This is a genomic window from Paraburkholderia dipogonis (genome assembly GCF_046027395.1).
Classification (GTDB): Bacteria; Pseudomonadota; Gammaproteobacteria; order Burkholderiales; family Burkholderiaceae; genus Paraburkholderia; species Paraburkholderia dipogonis_A.
Window position 1 is genome coordinate 75,381 of the sequence record NZ_JAQQEG010000038.1, and the last position, 19,654, is coordinate 95,034.

A 19,654-nucleotide genomic window follows, 5' to 3' on the forward strand; every position below is an offset into this window, starting at 1 on the left:
GCAGTGGCGCAGGTACCCGTACTTTCTGAAAGTCTCGGCTTGCTGCCGACTCGTCCAATTACAACCGCGCTGGCGGCGCTCACCGCAACTGCGTCACCGCGAGCAGCAGCACCATGCTGCCGATTGCGCCATCCAGTACGCGCCATGCCGTCGCCCGCTTGAAGAGTGGCGCGAGGGCGCGAGCACCGTAGCCCAGTCCGATAAACCAGATCCCGCTGACCGCCATCGCGCCCAGCGCGAAAGCGACCCGTGCGCCTTCGGGTTCGCGTGCGCCAGCCGTGCCGATCAATAGGAACGTGTCGAGATATACGTGCGGATTGAGCCACGTGAAGGCGAGCGTCATCAGAATGATCGGCACGGCGCGCTGCACGGGCGCCGCGCTGACGTTCTCGCCATCCATCACCGCATGCCCCGGCCGCACTGCGCGGCGCAATGCGTTGATCCCGAACCACGCCAGATAGGCGAGCCCGACATACAGCATGGCGTGAACGAACACGGGATAGCGCTCGACCAATACCGAGGCGCCGCCGACGCCCGCGCCGATCAGAATGAAGTCCGACAACGCGCACAGCGCGACGATCTTGCCGACATGCGAGCGCATGATGCCCTGACGCAGCACGAAGGCGTTTTGCGCACCGATCGTCACGATCAGGGATGCGCACAAGGCGGCGCCGTGAGAAAAAGACAGCCAATTCATAATCGATCCAGTAGACGGGAGAAGCGAACGAGGCTAGTCTGCGGGTTTGCTACTCATAAGAGAAGCTAATTTACTTAATGTCGATTAAGGAACGCTAATGCTCGACTATGCGTTGCTCGATGCGCTGGCCGCTGTGGTGCGCCACGGCTCGTTTGACCGTGCCGCCAGCGAGCTGAATGTGACGCCGTCCGCGGTATCGCAACGGGTCAAACTACTGGAAGAGCGCGTGGGCAGCGTGCTGGTGAAGCGCGGCCAGCCTTGCGTCGCGACCACCTCGGGCGCGCTGCTGTGCCGCCACACCGAACGCGTGCAATTGCTCGAAGCGGAACTGACCGGCCGCCTGCCGGCGCTGCCAGGCGCGCTGGTCGAACCGTGGCCGGCGCTGCGCGTCGCGGTCAACGACGACAGCGTCGGCACCTGGTTCATCGATGCGGTCGCGCAATTCTGCGTCGAGCGGGAGATGCTGCTGGATCTGGTGATCGACGATCAGGACCACACCGCGCAGCGGATTCGCGACGGCAGCGTACAAGGCGCGGTCACCACGCAAGCCGAGCCGGTACAGGGTTGCCGCTCCACGCGCCTTGGACGAATGCGTTATCTGGCAGTCTGTTCACCGGACTTCCTCGCACGTCACTTTGCCGACGGCGTTACACGCGAGAGCCTGCGGCGCACACCGTGCGTCGACTTCAATCCCAAGGACCAGTTGCAAAAGCGCTTCATGCGCCGCATCACGCGCGCGGACATTGATCCGCCGTTGCACTGGATTCCACACGTCGCCGGTTTTTTGCGCGCTTGCGTCACGGGACTCGGCTGGGGCATGTGCCCGGAGCGCATGATCGCCCCGCATCTGGCCAGCGGCGAACTGGTGGAGATCGCGCCCGGCAAGCATATCGATGTCGATCTCTACTGGCAGAGCTGGCGTTTGTCGATCGGCTGGCTCGACGACTTCGGCGCAGTGTTGCGCAAGCGGGCAACAGAGTTTCTGGACTGACCCACAGCGCGCAATGCATCGTCAGCTTGCCGGCCAGTGCCGATATTCGATCCGCACGCCGCTGGTTTGCGCATCCGCCGTGAAACCGTCGAGCACGCGCCGCACGTCGTGGTCGATATGATCGGCTTGGGTTCCGTCGAGAATCAGCGTCGCGCCCGGCGGAATCTGCCCAAGATAACTTTTCAGTTGCGGCGTGCAGAAGAAGGTGGCGTTTCTGCGCAGGGTCAGCACGTAGTGATCGCCGTCGCGCGTAAAGCTCATCGCGCGATGCAGATTGCGTTCGACGACAAGTACCACGCTCAGCGCGAAGCCGATTGCAATGCCGCTTAGCAGATCCGTCAGCAGCACCCCGGCGATGGTGCCGATGAACGGCACGAACTGGCTGCGTCCGGCGCGGCCCATCGCCACGAAGAGCCGCGGCTTCGCGAGTTTATAGCCGGTATGGATCAGGATCGCCGCGAGGCTGGCGAGCGGAATCATATTGATCACGCCGGTCAGCGTGAGCGTGGCGATGAGCAGCACCAGGCCGTGCGTGATACACGAAACACGGCTGCGGGCGCCCGCGTGCACGTTGGCCGCGCTGCGCACGACCACGGCGGTGAGCGGCAGCGCGCCGACCAGACCGGCGAGCATGTTGCCGACGCCTTGCGCCTTCAGTTCACGATCGGGCGGCGCTCTGTGATGCGCGGGATCGATCTGTTCGAGCGCTTCGAGACTCAGCAAGGTTTCCAGACTCGCGACGATCGCGATCACCACGGCCACGCGCCACACAGCGGGGTCGAGCCAGTGCGCGAAGCCGGGGAACGTGAGTGCGTCGCGAAACGCATCCCATGATCCGAGCGAGGGCATCGCGACACGTTGCACGGACGCGATCGCGTTGCCCGGCGCGAGGGAGTCGGCCAACCCCGAGACAGCGATGCCGATCAGCACCACCGCAAGTGGCGCGGGAGTCGCGCGTACGAGACGCCAGCGCCGCAGCGCAGGCGTGTCCCACGCAACGAGTATTGCGATCGACGCGATCGCGAGCAGCGGCATGACCACGGAGATGCCGTCGCCACCGATGCCCACGGCCAGCGGCAACTGGTTCGCGATCAGCAGAATGCCGATCGAGGCGAGCATGCCGTTGATCACCGGCACCGGCACATAGCTCGCCAGCCGTCCAGCGCGCAGAAAGCCCAGCATGATCTGCAAAGCGCCTGCGATTACGAGCGCGCTCAGAAACGCGGCGAAGCTGCCGAGCGTGGCCAGCGCATCGACGACGATCACGACGAGCCCGGCGGCCGGTCCGCTCACGCTCAGCCGCGAGCCGCTCAACAACGCGACCACGAGGCCGCCGATCACGCCGGCCAGAATGCCGGCGAATGGCGCGACGCCGGAAGCCTGCGCGATGCCCAGGCATAGCGGCAGCGCGATGAGGAAAACGGTGATGCCCGCGAGCAGATCGCTGCGCCACGCATGTGCGCGAGCCGCAGGGCTGTTGTTGACTTCAGGTGGTTGAGAGCTGGATGGAATCATCGTAAAGCTTGCCTCGAAGCAGGGGAGTCGAAAAAAACGCCGCGCTTATCGGCGGCGTTTGTCGTGCGCGGTTGCAGCAGCGCGGGCGATTGGGACGAGTCGGTCTCCTCTCACGGATTCCGACTGTTTGGCGCAGAGGCAATCAGCCCACTGCGGCCTCGGTGTCCGTGTGGCGGGTCGCGGTCCAGGGCGTGTCGGTCAATGTTTTCAGACGCCCTTCGAGCATCGAGAAAATCCAGCCGTGAATCTGCACCGGGCGCGGTGCACGCTGAATCAACGGCATGGTGTGCAGCATCTGTACCTGCGCCAGCACATTGAGTTCGGCGAGCCGGTCCGCGCGTGCCTCGAAGCTCTGCAGTTCGCCCAATTCGGCGCTATGCAGCGCGCACAGCCGGCGAATTCCTCCAATGCGCCGATTGACGTTCGGCAACTCGGGTGCGGGCGGGCGCAGCGCCGCCTGCACGCCGCCACAGCAGTGATGCCCGCAGACGATCACATGCTCCACCCGCAGCGCGGTGACCGCGTATTCGAGCACGCTCGAGAGGTTGTCGTCGTTGTCGGCGACGAGATTCGCGATATTGCGATGCACGAAGATCTCGCCGGGCATCGCTCGCGTGATCGCTTCCGGCACGCGGCTGTCGGAGCAACCGATCCACAGCACGTTCGGTTGCTGATTGCTGGCGAGGCGCCGGAAATACGCAGGATCACGGTTGTTGATTTCGTCGGACCAGGCGAGGTTTTCGACGAGCATGCGCTTCGGGTATGTCATGAACGAGCTTCCGTTGATGCGACGATCGCGTTGGGGATTGCACGGGTGTCTGCTGGCGGGTGGGCGTCAGTCGTTCTCAGCCCAGTAGCGCTGGACCGCTGCATGGCGGGCTTTATTCGCGTCGATGCTCCGTTGGCTCGGCGGATAGTCGGCCTCGGTGTTGGGGATGAGACCTTGCCGTTGAGCCTCGATTAACTCCTGACGCACCTGCTCGCGGGATTTCCCCATCTGTTGCGGCTGGCCCGCGAGGGTGCCTTGCGGTAGCAAGGTGAAGGTGGCAATGCTGTTGCTGTCGTTTGCCACGGCGGTGGTGGCGAGTGTGCTCAGAATCAGGGCGGCCAGGGCGGTTGCGTAGTGTTTCATCGAGTCCTCTGCAAGTTGATCTGGATGCCTGATCAATGTCGATCAGGCAAGGACATTGTGCATGGCAGGGGATGAGACCGTGGTGATCGCCGCATGATAGTTTTGTCATCGTGCGGGCGTGTGCTTCGATTAGCTGATCGGCGGATGCTTCGGAAAGCGCAGGCTGAACGTGGTGCGCACGTGCGGTACGCTTTCCACGCTGCATTCGCCCTGATGTTCGTCCATGATCGACCTGACGATGGCAAGTCCGAGGCCCGTGCCGCTCGCCGAGTTGTGCCGCGATGGATCGACCCGGTAGAAACGGTCGAAGATGCGCTCCAGATGCGGTCGCGCGATGCCGGCGCCGATGTCCGACACAGAGACGTGCGCGTAGCGCCTGCGTTCCGCGCACTGCACGTCGACGGTGCTGCCGCGCGGCGCGTGGGTCAACGCGTTCGAAATCAGGTTGCTGAGCGCCCGCTGCACCATCAGCACATCGCCTTCGAAACGCGCATTGCCCAATACGGCGATCTCGACGCCGGCATCGGCGGCCATGATTTCGTAGTAGCCGGCAATGCGCAGCGCCTCGCTGCGCGCGTCAACACACTGCAGTGTCAGGCGGTGGCGGATGCTGTCCGCGCGCGCGAGAAACAGCATGCTGTCGATCAGACGCGCGAGGCGCTGGAATTCGTCCACGCTCGATTCGATCACGCCGCGGTATTCGTCGGCGGAGCGCGGTTGCGAGAGTGCCACTTGCGCTTCCGCCAGCAGATTGGTGAGCGGCGTGCGCATGTCGTGCGCAAGGTCGGACGAAAATTGCGTGAGACGGGTGAACGACTCATGCAGGCGCGCCAGCATGCGGTTGAAGGCGCGGCTCAGTTCCTTCAGTTCGCCAGGCATGTCGTGCTCGGGCAATGGTTCCGCAAGATGGCTGCTGGAGATCTGCTCGGCGCGCGCCGTCAAACGGGCCAGTGGCCGCAGTCCGAAACGGGCGATCGACCACGCAAGCAGCGCATTCACCAGCGTCCCTGTCACGATGACGACCAGCACGTTGAGTGCGTAGGCGCGCAGTAACGCGCGTTCGCCGCTCGCGTCGTATTGCACGACCACGCGCACTTGAGTGCCGGAGGGATCGGCGAGCAGCGCCATTGCCACCAGAAAGCGCAGTGGCAGTTTCTCGATCGACACGCGCACGGGTGCGAGGCCGGCGCGCACGGTCATGGTCTCCGCATTCGGCCAGTAGCCGTTGGTGCGAATGAGCGGTGCGCTGCGCGTGTCGAACAGCGCGATATCGAGGTTCTGATGTCCGTATAGCTGGTTGTGCCAGGTCTCACGATCCGCGCTGACAGCCTGGATGCTGGGCATGGTGTGCAGGCGCAATTGCAGCGCGGCGAGGGTGGTGGTCATCTCGCGCGCCGACGCCGCTTCGATACGCGTTTTCAGGCCGTGATACAGCAATACGCCATTGAAGATGAGGAGCAGCGAAGTCGAAAGGGCGAAGAGCATGGATAGCCTCGCACGCAAGGTGCGCGGCACGAGAAGCGCCGGGGGCTTGAAGCACCGCGTCTTCGCGCGCAGGCGCAGCGCCGCGAGTAGACGTCGGATCATGACTGCGCTGTGCCGCGCTCTTCCAATACATAACCCATGCCGCGCACGGTGTGGATCAGCTTCGGTTCGTAGTTGTCGTCGACCTTCGCGCGCAGGCGGCGAATCGCGGCGTCGACCACGTTCGTGTCGCTGTCGAAGTTCATGTCCCAGACCTGGGAGGCGATCGTCGAACGCGGCAGAATTTCGCCCTGACGACGCATCAGCAGCCATAGCAACGCGAATTCCTTGGCCGTGAGCAGGATCATGTCGCCGTGGCGCGTGGCCTTGCGGCGCGTCAGGTCGAGCACCAGATTCGATACTTGCAGGGAAGCGGCGTCGCGCGTTTGCCCACGTCGCAGAATCGATCGCACACGGGCCAGCAGTTCGGCAAAGTCGAACGGCTTGACGAGATAGTCGTCGCCACCCATATTGAGGCCGCGCACCTTGTCGTCGACCTCGTCGCGCGCGGTGAGCAGCAGGACCGAAGTCGAATGGGTGCGGCGCAGGTTTTTCAGCACCGTCCAGCCGTCCTGGCCGGGCAGCATGACGTCGAGCACGATCAGATCGTAGTCTTCCGTCAACGCGCGATGCTGGCCGGTCACGCCGTCTTCCACCCAGTCGACGATGAAACCCGCTTCGGTCAAACCTTTCCGAAGGTATGTGCCGGTTTTGATTTCGTCCTCGACGATCAGGATACGCATGATTTTCTCTCAGTGCCGCGGGTCAGCGGCCGATGCGTGTGTTGGGCACGCATGACGTGGAGGCATTGGGTGCATCGAGCCCGTGATCGGCTGCAGGCAGCGAACTGGAGGTCCGCGGCATGGCGCGAGTCATCGCGGAAAACACCTCGAGCGAGAGCAGGCCTCGTGTGAACAACGGCGCGTCCTGGCCACCTGGCTTTCCATATGCGGAAGGGCAGGCTGGCTCTCCGCCGTCGAACAGCCCGTCAGGTTGATTCCACCAGAACGCCAGCGAACTGAGTGCAATGACGAGTAGCGCGGCCCCTAGTGAGACGGGATGGTCGATGTGAAGCCGTTCCCAGCGCGCCGGAAAGCTTGCGCTGAAATGCGTGATGCGCATCGTCAGGCTTCGCATTCGTTGAAAGTGCCGCATACGGTTCAATTTGAAGATAGAACGGTCCCATCGTACGGATACCTGATCGATGCGAACATGAACGCAACATGACAATTCCGTCATATAGCTTGCGTGCATGTTTTATTGCGGGGCATCGCACGCATGACAGGATCGTCATGGCGCGTTCATGTTCAGGGAGCCGCTCCGATCTAGCATGACGGGTCAATCAAACGGAAACGGAGAATAGATCGTGCGGAATGCGAAGTGGTTTGCGGGACTCGTGCTGGGCTTTGCGTGGATGAGTGTATCGGTGGCGAGCGACGGTGTTCCGCTGCATGACCCAGCCACGGGGCCGCGTGTGGCTTACGAGGCTCAGCAGCAGGCGCAGCAAGAACCGCAGCAGGTGCAGGGCGGGGAAGAACGTGCGGTGCAGAAGGCGCGGCAGGCGCCGCAAGGAAAGACCCGCGAGGAAGTGAAGCGTGAACTGGCCGTCGCGCGCGCGTCGGGTTGCATGGATGTGCCGGACAGCCAGTATCCGCAACCGTGTCCGTTACCGGATGGCGCGCGTTCCGTCGCGGACGCGTTTCAGATGCGCTAGTTTGAAGTAGGTAGGAAGCCGCTCACTTGCCGAACCGACCGCATCTGTCGGCGCGTGAGCAGCAAAGTTTTTTTAGTGCAGACGGATCACCGGATGCACGCGTCTGCGCAACCAGTGGCTCGCCGTATCGAGCGCCATGCGCGCGAAACCGGTCAGCGTCATGACGTGCCGTCGATAGATGAGCTTGTAGACTGCGGTGGCGAGCCAACCGTCGACGAACACCGGCTGCGTCAGCAAGCTGCTGGTGAGGCTGCCAATGGTGCCTTCACGCCCGAAGCCGACCAGCGTGCCGGCGTCGCGATACACGAACTCGGGCAACGCTTCGCCTGCCACCCGGCACTTCAACGCACGCGCGAGAAACAGCGCCTGTTGATGCGCGACCTGCGCGCGCGGCGCGAGGAATGCGCCGGCGTCGTCGGCGGGGCAGGCCGCGCAGTCGCCAAGGCCGAAGATGTTCGCGTCGTTCGTGCACTGCAACGTGCGATTCACCTGGATCTGCGCGTTGCGATTCACTGCGATGCCGTCCAGCGTACGCAATACCGGCGGTCCCGAGATGCCCGCCGTCCAGATCGCGATGTCGCTGGCGAGCGGAGCGCCGCCGTCGGTCTGCACGGCATCGGCACGCACTTCGGTAACACGCGTGGCGCTCAACACTTCCACGCCGAGGCTGCCGAGCATCCGCTCCGCGCGCGCTGAAATCGTTTCGGACAGAGCGGGCAGCACACGTCCGCTGCTTTCGATCAAACGGATGCGGAAGTCGCGTACCGGGTCGAGCGAAAACGGCGTGTAGCGGTTCAGCAACCGCACCGTGTCGCGCAACGCGGCGGCAAGTTCGACACCGGTCGCGCCCGCACCGATGATGTTGATCGACACCGGCGTATTCGCTTGCGCGGTCCGCGCCCGACGCGCATGGTTCGCACGCAGACAGGCATCGAGCAGCTTGCGGCGGAATGCTTCCGCATGCGCGACCGATTCGAGCGGCAATGCATGCTCCGCGGCACCGGGCACACCGAAATACTGCGTGACGCTGCCCATGGCCAGCACCAGCGTATCGAAAGCGAGTTGACGTGCCGGCAGAATTTCGCGGCCTTCTGCGTCATGCAGTGCGCCCAGCGTGATATGCCGCTCTGCGCGATCGAGCGCGGTGAGTTCGCCCTGTTCGAATTCGAAACCGTGCCGTTGCGCCTGCACCGCATATTGCAGTTGATGGGTTGCGGGATCGAGTTGGCCTGAAGCGGCTTCGTGCAGCAGGGGCTTCCAGAAGTGTGTGGGCCAGCGATCAACCAGCACGATCTGTGCGAGACCGGCGCGTCCGAGCGATTCGGACAGACGCGTGGCGAGCCCGAGTCCACCCACACCGCCACCGACGATCACGACCCGATGCGCCGCCGTATTGTCCGTGCGTTGCGCGGATTGCGCGTGGTGCGCCCGTTGCGTTGTTGCGCCTGCCTGCTGATCGATTGCGGCCATGATCTCTATCCTCCTGACGTTATTCGTGCCGGGCCGGTGCTGGCGCCGCGCGGAGCGCGATTCCAAACATTCTCCGGCTCATCTGTCAGGCCAGTATAGAATCGGCAAAAACCGCAGCACAATTTAATGTTTATACAGAACATATAGGTTTTCACTTATGTTAAAAGCCGCGACGTTTCGTCAGTTGAAGGCCTTGCACACGATTGCGAAGCTCGGCAGCGTGTCGCGCGCGGCCGAGGAATTGCGGCTTACGCAGCCGGCTGTGTCGCTGCAGGTGCGGCTGCTCGAAGAGGCCGCGGGCGCGCCGCTCTTGCAGCGCGTGGGCCGTGGTGTGCAGTTGACCGCGGCCGGTGAGATCCTCGCCCGTTATGCGTTGGAAATCCTCGACCTGTGGAACGGCGCGGCGGACGATCTGGCGGCGCTGCACGGCGAGCAGGGCGGTACGCTGCGCATCGGCGCGATCACCACAGCCGAATATCTGATCCCGCCATTTCTGGTGCGTTTCACCGAATCGCGTCCGCAAGTGAAGGTGCAGTTCAAGGTCGGCAATCGCGCCGACATCATTCGCATGCTGGCGACGCATGAAATCGATCTCGCGGTGATGGGCAGCGCGCCGCGCGAATTGCGCACGGCGGCGACCGCGTTCGCCAAACATCCGATGGCGTTCGTTGCTTCGCCTGCGCACGCGCTGATGAAGAAAAAGCGCTTGTCGCTCGACGATCTGCAAGGCGCGAATCTGTTCGTGCGCGAACGCGGCTCGGGCACGCGTTCGACCGTCGAAAATCTGTTTCGGCTCGCGGGCCTCAAGCTTCATATTGGCTCCGAGTTGTCGAGCAACGAGGCGATCAAGCAGTTGGTCGAGGCGGGATTGGGTATCGCCTTTCTGTCGCTGCATGCTTGCTCGCTGGAGTTTCAGGCGGGTTTGCTCGCGCTGTTGCCGATGCCCGCGAACCCGATCGAGCGCGACTGGTATGTGATGCATGTGTCGGATAAACGTCTGCCGCACGTGGCCGGCCTGTTCCGAGATTTTTTGATCGAGCACGGCATGTCGGGTGCGGTGCCGGTGCCGCTGCCGGCCGTCGCGGCTGCGAAAAAGCGCCGCCAGACGCGCCAGGCGGGCGGCGCGGACGCGGCTTGACGGGTGCCGGTTCTCGCTATTCGCTTCGACGTTTGCGCCGAACCGGCCCTGCGTAAAGTCCCTACGCGGCCTTTCAGCGGTCCTGCGAAGCCTTGGCGGGTGCGGCTTCCGGGTTACATCGCTAGAAATCGAAGTAAAGGTTGGGCGGACGATATTTTTGCCCGCGCCGATTGTCTTTACAGTGGCGTCCAGACATCTGAGAAAAGTGGACGCCGCATCCCCGTGGCGAGCCATTGTGATTGACCTGGCCGTTACAGGAGTCGGAGACAATGAGCAGCAACAGCATCACTCAAGTCGAAACATTCGGTTTCGAACGCATTCCGGATCGCTCACGCTATGCGCGGCCGATCGATCTGTTCCGCTTGCTGTTCGGCGGTTGCAATACCTTTTCGACGTCGGTGCTCGGCAGTTTTCCGGTGCTGCTCGGTTTGTCGTTCAAGGCGGGTGTTTATTCGATCGTGCTCGGCGTGCTGATCGGCTCGTGCATTCTCGCGCCGATGAGCCTGTTCGGTCCGCGCAACGGCACTAGCGATCCGGTCTCGTCGGGCGCGCATTTCGGCATTCACGGACGGATCGTCGGCTCGTTTCTGGCAGTGCTCACCGCGGTCGCGTTTTTCTCGCTGGCGGTGTGGAGTTCGGGCGATGCGCTCGTGGGCGGCGCGAATCATCTGCTCGGTTTGCCGGTCAACTGGATGACGCTGAGCTTCGCGTACGGTCTGTTCGCGGTGCTGGTGCTGACCGTCTGCGTGTATGGTTTCCGCTTCATGCTGTGGGTCAACAAGATCGCGGTGTGGGCGGCGAGCATTCTCTTCGTGGTTGGGCTGTTCGCCTTCACCAAGTCATTCGATGGCGCGTATGCCGGCAAAGTCGCGCTCGGCTCGGTGGGTTTCTGGCCGGCCTTCGTGAGCGCCGTGCTGGTCGCGATGAGCAATCCCGTTTCGTTCGCCTGCACGCTCGGCGATTGGGCCCGCTATATTCCGGAGAACACACCGAAACAACGCACGATCATGGCGGTGATGATTGCGCAACTGGCCACGTTCGTACCGTTCTTCTTCGGCCTCGCCACGGCGACGATCATCGCCAGCAAGGCGCCGGATTTCATCGCGTCGAATAACTACGTGGGCGGTTTGCTGGCGATCTCGCCGAACTGGTTCTTCCTGCCGGTGTGCCTTATCGCGATCATCGGCGGGATGTCGACGGGCACGACCGCGCTGTACGGCACCGGCCTCGATATGTCGAGCATGTTTCCGAAGTTCCTGAACCGAGTGCGCGCCACTTTGCTGATCGGCAGCCTCGCTATCGGCTTCATTTTTCTCGGCCGCTTCGCGTTCAATCTGGTCGAAAGCGTGTCGACGTTCTCGGTGCTGATCAACGTCTGCAGTTGCCCGTGGATGGTGATCATGATCATCGGCTTCGTCACGCGGCGCGGTTTCTATCTGTCCGACGACTTGCAGGTGTTCAATCGCGGCGGCCGCGGCGGTCACTACTGGTTCACGCACGGCTGGAACTGGCGCGCGATGGGTGCGTGGATTCCGAGCGCGGCGATCAGCTTGTGCTTCGTCAATCTGCCGGATCAGTTCGTCGGTCCGCTCGGCCAGCTCGCTGGCGGTCTCGACATCAGCATGCCGGTTTCGCTGACGCTGGCGGCCGCGCTGTATATCGCGTTGTTGCAGTGCTTTCCGGAGCCGGACGGCGTGTATGGACCGCAAGGCCGCCGTTGGCTGCGTGGCGGTTCGCAGCACAATGTGACCGTGCATCCCGTGGTTCCGGCGACTAAGCTTAAAGCAGCCGCGCAGCAGCGAACGAAACTGCAACACGCCGTACGTGCGGAACGTGAGCGCGAGGCAGAACTGGACACGCAGGACGCAGGTTGAAGCGCACGCCGATGTGCGCGGCTTCGAGCAGTACAAGCAATCGAAATCAAATTGAGTAGGCAAACAGGATGAGCGAGTCAGTAAAGCGCGCGTTTGAAGGGGTAAAACTGTTTCCGTTCTGGCTGGACAATCCGCGCGCGCCGGCTGTCGAACGGGAATTGATCGGTCCGACCACTGCGGATCTGGTCGTGGTGGGCGGCGGCTTTACCGGACTGTGGGCCGCGATTCAGGCGAAAGAAGCCGACCCGTCGCTCGACGTCGTGCTGGTCGAGGCGGGCAAGGTGGCGTACGGCGCCTCGGGCCGTCCGGGCGGCATCATCTCGACTTCGGTGATGCACGGTCTGCCGAATGCGACGCGCGTCTTTCCGCAAGACCTCGACGTACTCGAAAGGCTGGGTCAGGAGAATCTCGACGGCTTCAAGGAATCGTTGACGCGTTACGGCATCGAAGCGGATGTCGAATGGAACGGCGAGATGACCGTCGCGGTCGATCCGGGCCACCTCGATCATCTGAAGGGCGATTACGAGTTGCATGTCTCACACGGGCACGACGTGGTGCTGCTCGACAGCAAGGGCGCACGCGAGCAACTCGATTCGCCGCTCTTCGCAGGCGCGATGTGGTCGCGCAATCGCAGCGGCACGATTCATCCGGCCAAGCTCGCGTGGGGTTTGAAGGCCGCCGCGCTGAAACTCGGCGTGCGTCTGCATGAACATTCGCCGATCACGCGCCTCGAAGATTGCGGCGCGAAGATGGTCGTGCACACGCAGTCGGGCCGCATCGAAACGCCGCGCGTGCTGCTCGGCACCGGTACCGCGGACGTCGGCGTGACCGACATCAAACGCCGCGTGATGCAGGTGCGTGATCACATCATCGCGACGGCGCCGTTGAGCGAAGAGCAGATGACGCGCATCGGCTGGAAGAATCGCCAGGGCATTTACGACACGCGTACGCAGCTCAATTATTTCCGGCTCACGAAAGACAATCGCATCATCTTCGGCGGACGGGTGAGCTATCACTTCGGCGGCAATCCGAATCCCGCTGCCGATCGCGACGAAAGCACGTATTACAAGCTGGCCGAAGCGTTCTACCGCACCTTCCCGCAACTCGATGACGTGCGCTTCACGCATGCATGGGGTGGCCCGATCGATTACTGCTCGCGCGGGGCGGTGTTCGCGCGCCGCTATCACGGCGGCAAGAGCGTGTTCGTCGCGGGTTATACGGGCTTCGGCGTGGCGGGCAGCCGCTTCGGCGCGAAGATGGGCCTCGACATGCTGTGGCATCGCGAGACTGTGATCACGTCGCTCGATATTTCGCGTAAAGGACCGTCGTATATTCCGCCGGAACCGGTGCGCTGGATCGCCGCGAAGATCACCTTCAACGCGTTCGACGGCGCCGACGATCGCGGCGGCTGGCGGCGTCTGTGGATCAATTCGATCAAGGCGCTGGGTTTTCCGATGTAGTAGATGGCGTCCGCGCAGTCGTGGCGGACGCGTTTTTTTATGTATTGGCTGGAATAAAAAAACCGCACCTTAACCAGTGCGGTTTCCGTTGAAGCAATGAAGCAATGCAGTAAGACTTAACCGCAGTACACGATGCTGTACTTCTTGGTCGCCACCGGCATATGCCACGTGCCCGAGAAGCCTTTGTGCAGGATGAAGGCGTCGCCGGCGGCATAGCGTTCGCTGCGGCCGTCGTCGCTGGTGATCACGACTTCGCCTTCGATCAGCACGCACACTTCGTGGATCGGCAGGTCGGCCAGCTTCAGCGTGCCCGCATCGCATTGCCACACGCCCGCGGACAACATGTTGGTGGCGTCGGAGTAAGCATTGAGAGCGTGCGGTGCCTTGGCGCCGTCGAGAATGACGTCGGCCGGATCGTGCAGGGCCGGGTTCAGACCGCTGGCGCCAGGGCCTTTAGCGTCGATGCGGGTGAAAGTGATGTTGCTCATGTGTCTCTCCTGGTTGATTGGATCGAGGTCGCACTCGTTGAGTCGATGCGAAAAATGGATTCGAAGCCGGAGTCTGAGCCAAAGCTGCGTAGCGATGAATTTCGATTTGAAGACATTCAGATTGAGCGGCGTCGATGTAAAGCAGACGATGCCGCCGCGGGTGCGATAAGTCCCGCGTCTGACCTGAAACATTCATGTAGAGGACAAGCCCCATGCAACACGCCAAGCAGTTTTATATCGAGGGTCAGTGGGTCGATCCCGTTGACGAGACCAACGCGGCCACGCTCGACGTGATCGATCCGTCCACCGCCGCCGCATTCGCGCAGATCTCGCTGGGCAGCGCGGCGGATGTCGATCGCGCCGTCGCGGCCGCGAAGCGCGCGTTTCCCGCTTATAGCGAAACGACGATCGCGCAGCGCATCGATCTGCTGCAAGCGATCCTCGACGTCTATCGCAAGCGCTATGACGACATGGTGCATGCGATCAGCCGCGAGATGGGCGCGCCGCTGCAGTACGCAAACGACGCGCAGGCATGGACCGGCGTCGCGCATCTGGAAACGATGATCCGCACGCTCGACACCTTCGAGTTCGAGTACGTGAAGAGCGGCATTCTGATCCGCAAGGAAGCGGTCGGCGTGTGCGGGTTGATCACGCCGTGGAACTGGCCGGCCTTGCAGATCACCACCAAGGTCGCGCCCGCGCTCGCGGCTGGCTGCACGATGGTGCTCAAGCCTTCGGAACTGGCGCCGCTGTCGGCCATCATCTTTGCCGAGATTCTCGACGAAGCGGGCGTGCCGGCCGGCGTGTTCAACCTCGTGAATGGCGAAGGCCGTACCGTGGGCGAAGCGATGTCGTCGCATCCGGACATCGACATGATGTCGTTCACTGGTTCGACGCGCGCGGGCGTGCAGGTCGCGAAGGCCGCAGCGGATACGGTCAAGCGCGTGCATCAGGAACTGGGCGGCAAATCCGCCAATCTGATTCTCGAAGACGCCGATCTGAAAGAGGCCGTGACGCGCGGTGCGCGTGCGTGTTTCGACAACAGCGGCCAATCGTGCGATGCGCCCACGCGCATGTTCGTGCCGCGTGCGCGCGAAGCGGAAGCGCTGGCGTATGCGAAAGAAGCCGCGGAAGCATTAAGCGTCGGTCCCGCGGACGCGAAGGGCACGGACCTCGGCCCCGTGATCAGCGAACAGCAGTTCGACAAGATCCAGCGGCTGATCGGCGTGGGCATCGAAGAGGGCGCCGCGCTAGTGGCTGGCGGCCCGGGTCGTCCCGAAGGACTGAAGGACGGCTACTTCGTGCGGCCGACGGTATTCGGCAAGGTCACGCCTGATATGACGGTCGCGCGCGAGGAAATTTTCGGGCCGGTGCTGTCGATCCTCGCCTACGACTCCGAGGACGAAGCGATTGCGATGGCCAACGACAGCCTCTACGGTCTCGCGGGCTACATTCAATCCGGCTCGATCGAGCACGCGCGTGCGGTGGCGAAGCGCCTGCGTACCGGCACGATCTATCTGAACTATGCGGACTACAACCCCGAGGCGCCGTTCGGCGGCTTCAAGCAATCGGGTAATGGCCGCGAGTACGGCGAGTTCGGTCTGGAAGACTTTCTGGAGATCAAGGGCGTGGTCGGTTACGACGCTTGAATGCGCACAGCGCCGTGAAATAACCGGAAACTAAAGCAGCAACTCGATCGAATGAAACAGCCGGCGCTGCTCGGGATCTTGCGAGCGCGCCCCTTCGTCGATCACTTCACGCAGGCATTCGAGAAAGCACGCGGCCGCCGGACTCGTCGGCGCGCCGCGGCGTGACGTGATGCTGACGATGGTTTCATCCACAGTCTCACGCAATGGCAGCGCCCACAACTGCTCCTTCGCGAGCGTCACTTCCACGAGCGGCCACGGAAAAATGCTGAGCATGTCCGTGTGTGCGAGCAGACCCAGCACCACCGCCAGCGAATGCGCAAGAAGAATGGTGTGCGGCACCTGCATGCCGCGCTTGCGGAACACGTTGTCCGAAATCGACTCGCGACTCGCCGGGTCCCAGTTCAATATCCACTCCGCGTCTTCCAGTTCGAGCAGCGTGCGGCAGCCGGCCTTGGGATGATCGCGCCGAGCGACCACGGCCGAATGCGTGGAGAAGAGCGGCACGTTGTGAAACTCCGATTGCGGCGACGCGGGTGGCGGCCGTCCGATCGAAAAGTCCAGGCTGCCGTCGCGCAAGCGCGGCTGTACGACCGCGAGCAAGCCTTCGAAGAACTCCAGTTGCACTTCCGGCATGCGCTGCCGGAAGCGCTGCACGGCGGGCGGCAGAAACGTCAACGCGACCCACGGCGTGACACCGATCGACAGCTTCCCGGCCGCCGCGCCGCGTAACGCTTCGATCTCGGCTTGCGCCCGTTGCAATTGACCCAGCACCACGCGCGCATGCACGACCAGCGCGCGGCCGAACTCGGTAAACGCGACGCCGCTCGCGCTGCGCACGACCAGTGGCGCTTGCAGATCGGCTTCCAGTTCGCGCATCGCCTTGGTCACGGCGGCGGGCGACAGGCCGAGCGAACGGGCCGCGGCCCGGATACTTCCAGTATCGGCAATGGCCGCTAAGGTGCTGAGTTGATGCAGTTTCATCTGACAAGGCGGACGTTGGGGTGGCAACCACGAGTTGCTGCCGCAACGATTTTACGCCTGCCGCTGGAAAATCGGCGTCGTTATGCTGGGTTCACGCTTTCAATGACGGAGACACGACGTGAACACCATGGCCATTCCGGCGGGCATCGCCGAACTCGAAGACGAAATGATCGCGCTGCGTCGCCGCATCCACGCGCACCCCGAACTGGCTTACGAGGAATTCGCCACTGGCGACCTCGTCGCCGAACGCTTGCAGGAGTGGGGCTACACGGTGCATCGCGGGCTCGGTCAGACGGGCGTTGTCGGTCAATTGAAAGTCGGCGACGGCACGCGCAAGCTTGGGCTGCGCGCCGACATGGACGCGTTGCCGATTCATGAAGCCACCGGCCTGCCGTACGCGAGCAAGCTGCCCGGCAAGATGCACGCATGCGGACACGACGGCCACACGGCCATGCTGCTTGCAGCCGCCAAACATCTGGCGCAGGAAAAGTGCTTCGACGGTACGTTGAATCTGATTTTCCAGCCCGCCGAAGAGGGCTTGGCCGGCGCGAAAAAAATGCTCGACGACGGCCTGTTCGACAAGTTTCCGTGCGATGCGGTCTTCGCCATGCACAACATGCCGGGTTACCCGACAGGCAAGTTCGGTTTTCTGCCGGGCTCGTTCATGGCTTCGTCGGATACGGTGATCATCAAGGTGACCGGCCGCGGCGGCCACGGCGCGGTGCCGCATAAGGCGGTCGATCCCGTGGTGGTGTGCGCGCAAATCGTGCTGGCGTTGCAGTCCATCGTGTCGCGCAACATCGCGCCACTCGACATGGCGATCATCACCGTCGGCGCGATTCACGCGGGCGAAGCGCCGAACGTGATTCCCGAGACCGCCGAGATGCGTCTCTCGGTGCGCGCATTGAAACCCGAGGTTCGCGATTATCTGCAGGAGCGCATCACGGCTGTGGCGTGCGGCCAGGCGGCCGTGTTCGGCGCGCAGGCGCACGTCGACTATCAGCGTCGCTATCCGGTTCTCGTCAACGATACGGTGATGACCGGGCTGGCGCGGCAAGTTGCGCTCGACTGGCTGGGCGAAGGCGGCCTGATTGCCGACATGCAGCCGCTCACCGGCAGCGAAGATTTCGCGTTCCTGCTCGAGCGTTGCCCCGGCAGCTATCTGATCATCGGGAATGGCGACGGCGAAGGCGGCTGCATGGTCCACAACCCGGGCTACGACTTCAACGACGATTGCCTCGCCACCGGCGCCGCCTACTGGGTGAGACTCGCGCAGACGTTTCTGGCCTGAGGCCATACCGTTTGCATAGGCGGGCAAAGCCGCCGCGCATTAGCAGGAAGAACATCACGGAGACACAGATGGACTATTCCGCCACACCGCAACCCGCAGGCACCGACGCGTTGAGCATGCAGAGCACGCCGGCCGCGCGGCCTGTCGAACGCACGAGCCACGCCAAGGCGATTGCCGCGATCACACTGGGCAACGGCCTCGAGTTTTTCGACTTCACGATCTATAGCTTCTTTGCGACGATCATCGGCAAGTTGTATTTCCCGGTGGAAGGGCAACTCGCGCAACTGATGCTGGCGGTCGGCACGTTCGGCGTCGGGTTCATCATGCGTCCGGTGGGTGGCATCGTGCTCGGTGGGTATGCGGATCGCGCGGGCCGTAAAGCCGCGATGAGCCTCACGCTTTGGCTGATGACACTCGGCTCCGCGATCATCGCGTTTGCGCCGACTTATGCGGCGATCGGTATAGCCGCGCCGTTGCTGGTGATTCTCGCGCGGCTGATTCAGGGTTTCGCGCTGGGCGGTGAGGTTGGTGCATCGACGTCGCTGTTGCTGGAGTACGGGAGCAATAAAACGCGCGGCTTTTATGGCAGTTGGCAGTTCGTTAGCCAGGGGTTGAATACCGTGTGCGGGTCGTTGCTGGGTGTCGCGTTGGCGGCGGCGCTCTCGACTGCCGCGCTGGAGAGTTGGGGATGGCGCGTGCCGTTTGTGATCGGCATGGCGATGGGGCCGATCGGAATCTATATCCGGCGGCATCTGAATGAGACGCTGCCTGGTGTTGAAGATGGCGCGGCTCCGCAGTCGGGCGAGGGTGTAGCGGCGGCTTCGCAGCCGGTGCGCAAGCTGTTTCGCGAGCATTCGCGCGTGATCACGACGGGTGTGTTGACGACGATCGGTGGCACGGCGGCGAACTATATCGTGCTGTTTTATCTGTCCACGTACGCGATCAGGATTTTGCATTTGCCGATGTCGTCGGCGCTCTGGGCTGCGTGGACTGCAGCGGTGGTGACGGTGATCTGTTCGCCGTTTGCTGGCGCGTTGTCGGATCGGGTTGGGCGTAAGCGCGTGTTGTGGGTTTCGCGGGTGATGTTGATTGTGGCTGTTTATCCGGCTTTTATGGTGATCAATGCTTCGCCTACGGTGCCGGTATTGTTGGCGGTTGTTGCCGGGTTGGCTGTGCTCGTTGCGTTTACGGCTGTGCCTAATATCGTCATGCTGCCGGAGATGTTTCCTCGCGAGATTCGTGCTACCGGGATGTCGATTGTTTATTGTCTCGGCGTCTCTATCTTTGGTGGGTTTGCGCAGTTTTTTGCTACGTGGTTGATTCAGGTTTCTGGCAGTAATCTCGCGCCGGCCTGGTATCTGATTGGGTGTGGGGTGGTTTCTTTGTTGCCGTTGCCGTTTATGCGGGAGACTGCTGGGCAAGATATTGGGTAGTGTTTTTTCTTTGGGGTTTTGCCTGTGCTGCGGTTTTTTTGGCTGTGCTCTTTAGGGTGTTGGCCTTTCCTTGTGTTCTTGGTGGTCTATTAGTGTTGCCCCTGTGCGGGGCGGCACCTACTTCTCTTTGCCGCCGCAAAGAGAAGTAGGCAAGAGAAAGCGGCTCAAACCGCTAGCTTATAAGCAGGTCCCTCGCGCAGCCACGGTAGTGGTGCATCTGGAATCTGTCTTCTCGCACAGTCCGCCCTGGTGACAAGGCCGTCATTCTTCCGGCGGCGCTGCGCGCGCCGAAGCGGT

Annotated in this window: 18 protein-coding genes; 8 read left to right on the forward strand and 10 right to left on the reverse strand. The window is 62.7% G+C overall.

What is annotated here, in order from left to right; all coding sequences use genetic code 11:
* Positions 1 to 79 precede the first annotated feature (79 nt).
* Positions 80 to 697, reverse strand: coding sequence for a LysE/ArgO family amino acid transporter (locus PQR32_RS31865; RefSeq protein ID WP_408236554.1), 618 nt, complete (start codon positions 695 to 697; stop codon positions 80 to 82).
* Between the two features lie 97 nt (positions 698 to 794).
* On the opposite strand from PQR32_RS31865, the gene PQR32_RS31870 reads away from it, so the two are divergent.
* Complete coding sequence (locus tag PQR32_RS31870) at positions 795 to 1,688, forward strand: LysR family transcriptional regulator ArgP (protein ID WP_408236557.1); 894 nt, start codon at positions 795 to 797, stop codon at positions 1,686 to 1,688.
* 21 nt (positions 1,689 to 1,709) lie between these two features.
* Here the strand turns inward: PQR32_RS31870 and PQR32_RS31875 are convergent, their stop codons facing one another.
* From PQR32_RS31875 to PQR32_RS31900, 6 genes are all read right to left on the reverse strand, one after another.
* Positions 1,710 to 3,203, reverse strand: a complete 1,494-nt coding sequence (locus PQR32_RS31875) for a SulP family inorganic anion transporter (protein WP_408236559.1) — start codon at positions 3,201 to 3,203, stop codon at positions 1,710 to 1,712.
* A gap of 142 nt (positions 3,204 to 3,345) precedes the next feature.
* Positions 3,346 to 3,972 (reverse strand): carbonic anhydrase, encoded by a 627-nt coding sequence (locus tag PQR32_RS31880; RefSeq protein WP_408236562.1) that lies wholly within the window; start codon positions 3,970 to 3,972, stop codon positions 3,346 to 3,348.
* A 66-nt stretch (positions 3,973 to 4,038) separates the two neighbouring features.
* Positions 4,039 to 4,335, reverse strand: a complete 297-nt coding sequence (locus PQR32_RS31885; RefSeq protein WP_408236565.1) for a DUF4148 domain-containing protein — start codon at positions 4,333 to 4,335, stop codon at positions 4,039 to 4,041.
* 129 nt (positions 4,336 to 4,464) lie between these two features.
* Positions 4,465 to 5,922: a heavy metal sensor histidine kinase gene (locus PQR32_RS31890; RefSeq protein WP_408236568.1), complete on the reverse strand. Its 1,458-nt coding sequence runs from the start codon at positions 5,920 to 5,922 to the stop codon at positions 4,465 to 4,467.
* Entirely contained in the window at positions 5,919 to 6,602 is a 684-nt protein-coding gene (irlR, locus tag PQR32_RS31895) for a heavy metal response regulator transcription factor IrlR (RefSeq protein ID WP_408236571.1), read from the reverse strand. The genes PQR32_RS31890 and irlR overlap by 4 nt, the downstream gene beginning before the upstream one ends.
* A 22-nt stretch (positions 6,603 to 6,624) precedes the next feature.
* Entirely contained in the window at positions 6,625 to 6,981 is a 357-nt protein-coding gene (locus tag PQR32_RS31900; protein ID WP_408236574.1) for a hypothetical protein, read from the reverse strand.
* A 244-nt stretch (positions 6,982 to 7,225) separates the two neighbouring features.
* Here PQR32_RS31900 and PQR32_RS31905 point away from each other — a divergent pair, with 244 nt between their 5' ends.
* A complete protein-coding gene (locus tag PQR32_RS31905; protein ID WP_408236577.1) occupies positions 7,226 to 7,573 on the forward strand; it encodes a DUF4148 domain-containing protein in 348 nt (115 codons plus the stop codon).
* Positions 7,574 to 7,645: 72 nt separating this feature from the next.
* On the opposite strand, the gene PQR32_RS31910 is transcribed toward PQR32_RS31905, so the two are convergent.
* A complete protein-coding gene (locus PQR32_RS31910; RefSeq protein WP_408236580.1) occupies positions 7,646 to 9,043 on the reverse strand; it encodes an NAD(P)/FAD-dependent oxidoreductase in 1,398 nt (465 codons plus the stop codon).
* Positions 9,044 to 9,200: 157 nt separating this feature from the next.
* Here PQR32_RS31910 and PQR32_RS31915 point away from each other — a divergent pair, with 157 nt between their 5' ends.
* The 3 genes from PQR32_RS31915 (at position 9,201) to PQR32_RS31925 (ending at position 13,515) form a co-directional block, all read left to right on the forward strand.
* Positions 9,201 to 10,181 carry a LysR family transcriptional regulator gene (locus PQR32_RS31915; protein WP_408236583.1) on the forward strand — a complete coding sequence of 327 codons (981 nt, stop codon included), beginning with the start codon at positions 9,201 to 9,203 and terminating at the stop codon, positions 10,179 to 10,181.
* A gap of 269 nt (positions 10,182 to 10,450) precedes the next feature.
* Positions 10,451 to 12,055, forward strand: a complete 1,605-nt coding sequence (locus PQR32_RS31920; RefSeq protein ID WP_408236586.1) for a purine-cytosine permease family protein — start codon at positions 10,451 to 10,453, stop codon at positions 12,053 to 12,055.
* A 68-nt stretch (positions 12,056 to 12,123) separates the two neighbouring features.
* Positions 12,124 to 13,515, forward strand: a complete 1,392-nt coding sequence (locus PQR32_RS31925) for an NAD(P)/FAD-dependent oxidoreductase (RefSeq protein WP_408236589.1) — start codon at positions 12,124 to 12,126, stop codon at positions 13,513 to 13,515.
* A gap of 116 nt (positions 13,516 to 13,631) precedes the next feature.
* Here PQR32_RS31925 and PQR32_RS31930 read toward each other — a convergent pair whose 3' ends face one another.
* Positions 13,632 to 14,003, reverse strand: a complete 372-nt coding sequence (locus PQR32_RS31930; protein WP_012432544.1) for a cupin domain-containing protein — start codon at positions 14,001 to 14,003, stop codon at positions 13,632 to 13,634.
* 212 nt (positions 14,004 to 14,215) lie between these two features.
* On the opposite strand from PQR32_RS31930, the gene PQR32_RS31935 reads away from it, so the two are divergent.
* On the forward strand, positions 14,216 to 15,652 hold the full coding sequence (locus tag PQR32_RS31935; protein WP_408236592.1) for an aldehyde dehydrogenase family protein: 1,437 nt from the start codon (positions 14,216 to 14,218) through the stop codon (positions 15,650 to 15,652).
* A gap of 30 nt (positions 15,653 to 15,682) precedes the next feature.
* Here PQR32_RS31935 and PQR32_RS31940 read toward each other — a convergent pair whose 3' ends face one another.
* Complete coding sequence (locus tag PQR32_RS31940) at positions 15,683 to 16,633, reverse strand: LysR family transcriptional regulator (protein ID WP_408236595.1); 951 nt, start codon at positions 16,631 to 16,633, stop codon at positions 15,683 to 15,685.
* A 118-nt stretch (positions 16,634 to 16,751) separates the two neighbouring features.
* Here PQR32_RS31940 and PQR32_RS31945 point away from each other — a divergent pair, with 118 nt between their 5' ends.
* Positions 16,752 to 17,924 (forward strand): M20 aminoacylase family protein, encoded by a 1,173-nt coding sequence (locus PQR32_RS31945; protein ID WP_408236598.1) that lies wholly within the window; start codon positions 16,752 to 16,754, stop codon positions 17,922 to 17,924.
* Positions 17,925 to 17,992: 68 nt separating this feature from the next.
* The gene (locus PQR32_RS31950) at positions 17,993 to 19,357 is read left to right on the forward strand and encodes an MFS transporter (protein WP_408236601.1); all 1,365 of its coding nucleotides are present in this window, start codon (positions 17,993 to 17,995) and stop codon (positions 19,355 to 19,357) included.
* The last annotated feature ends 297 nt before the right edge of the window (positions 19,358 to 19,654 follow it).

Excerpts from the sequence above, each read along its gene's own strand:
- PQR32_RS31865 (WP_408236554.1), bottom strand. The coding sequence starts at position 697 with ATGAATTGGCTGTCTTTTTCTCACGGCGCCGCCTTGTGCGCATCCCTG.
- PQR32_RS31940 (WP_408236595.1), bottom strand. The coding sequence starts at position 16,633 with ATGAAACTGCATCAACTCAGCACCTTAGCGGCCATTGCCGATACTGGA.
- PQR32_RS31920 (WP_408236586.1), top strand. The coding sequence starts at position 10,451 with ATGAGCAGCAACAGCATCACTCAAGTCGAAACATTCGGTTTCGAACGC.
- PQR32_RS31930 (WP_012432544.1), bottom strand. The coding sequence starts at position 14,003 with ATGAGCAACATCACTTTCACCCGCATCGACGCTAAAGGCCCTGGCGCC.
- PQR32_RS31900 (WP_408236574.1), bottom strand. The coding sequence starts at position 6,981 with ATGCGCATCACGCATTTCAGCGCAAGCTTTCCGGCGCGCTGGGAACGG.
- PQR32_RS31870 (WP_408236557.1), top strand. The coding sequence starts at position 795 with ATGCTCGACTATGCGTTGCTCGATGCGCTGGCCGCTGTGGTGCGCCAC.
- PQR32_RS31950 (WP_408236601.1), top strand. The coding sequence starts at position 17,993 with ATGGACTATTCCGCCACACCGCAACCCGCAGGCACCGACGCGTTGAGC.
- PQR32_RS31880 (WP_408236562.1), bottom strand. The coding sequence starts at position 3,972 with ATGACATACCCGAAGCGCATGCTCGTCGAAAACCTCGCCTGGTCCGAC.
- PQR32_RS31935 (WP_408236592.1), top strand. The coding sequence starts at position 14,216 with ATGCAACACGCCAAGCAGTTTTATATCGAGGGTCAGTGGGTCGATCCC.
- PQR32_RS31890 (WP_408236568.1), bottom strand. The coding sequence starts at position 5,922 with ATGATCCGACGTCTACTCGCGGCGCTGCGCCTGCGCGCGAAGACGCGG.
- PQR32_RS31910 (WP_408236580.1), bottom strand. The coding sequence starts at position 9,043 with ATGGCCGCAATCGATCAGCAGGCAGGCGCAACAACGCAACGGGCGCAC.
- PQR32_RS31885 (WP_408236565.1), bottom strand. The coding sequence starts at position 4,335 with ATGAAACACTACGCAACCGCCCTGGCCGCCCTGATTCTGAGCACACTC.
- irlR (WP_408236571.1), bottom strand. The coding sequence starts at position 6,602 with ATGCGTATCCTGATCGTCGAGGACGAAATCAAAACCGGCACATACCTT.
- PQR32_RS31875 (WP_408236559.1), bottom strand. The coding sequence starts at position 3,203 with ATGATTCCATCCAGCTCTCAACCACCTGAAGTCAACAACAGCCCTGCG.
- PQR32_RS31915 (WP_408236583.1), top strand. The coding sequence starts at position 9,201 with ATGTTAAAAGCCGCGACGTTTCGTCAGTTGAAGGCCTTGCACACGATT.
- PQR32_RS31925 (WP_408236589.1), top strand. The coding sequence starts at position 12,124 with ATGAGCGAGTCAGTAAAGCGCGCGTTTGAAGGGGTAAAACTGTTTCCG.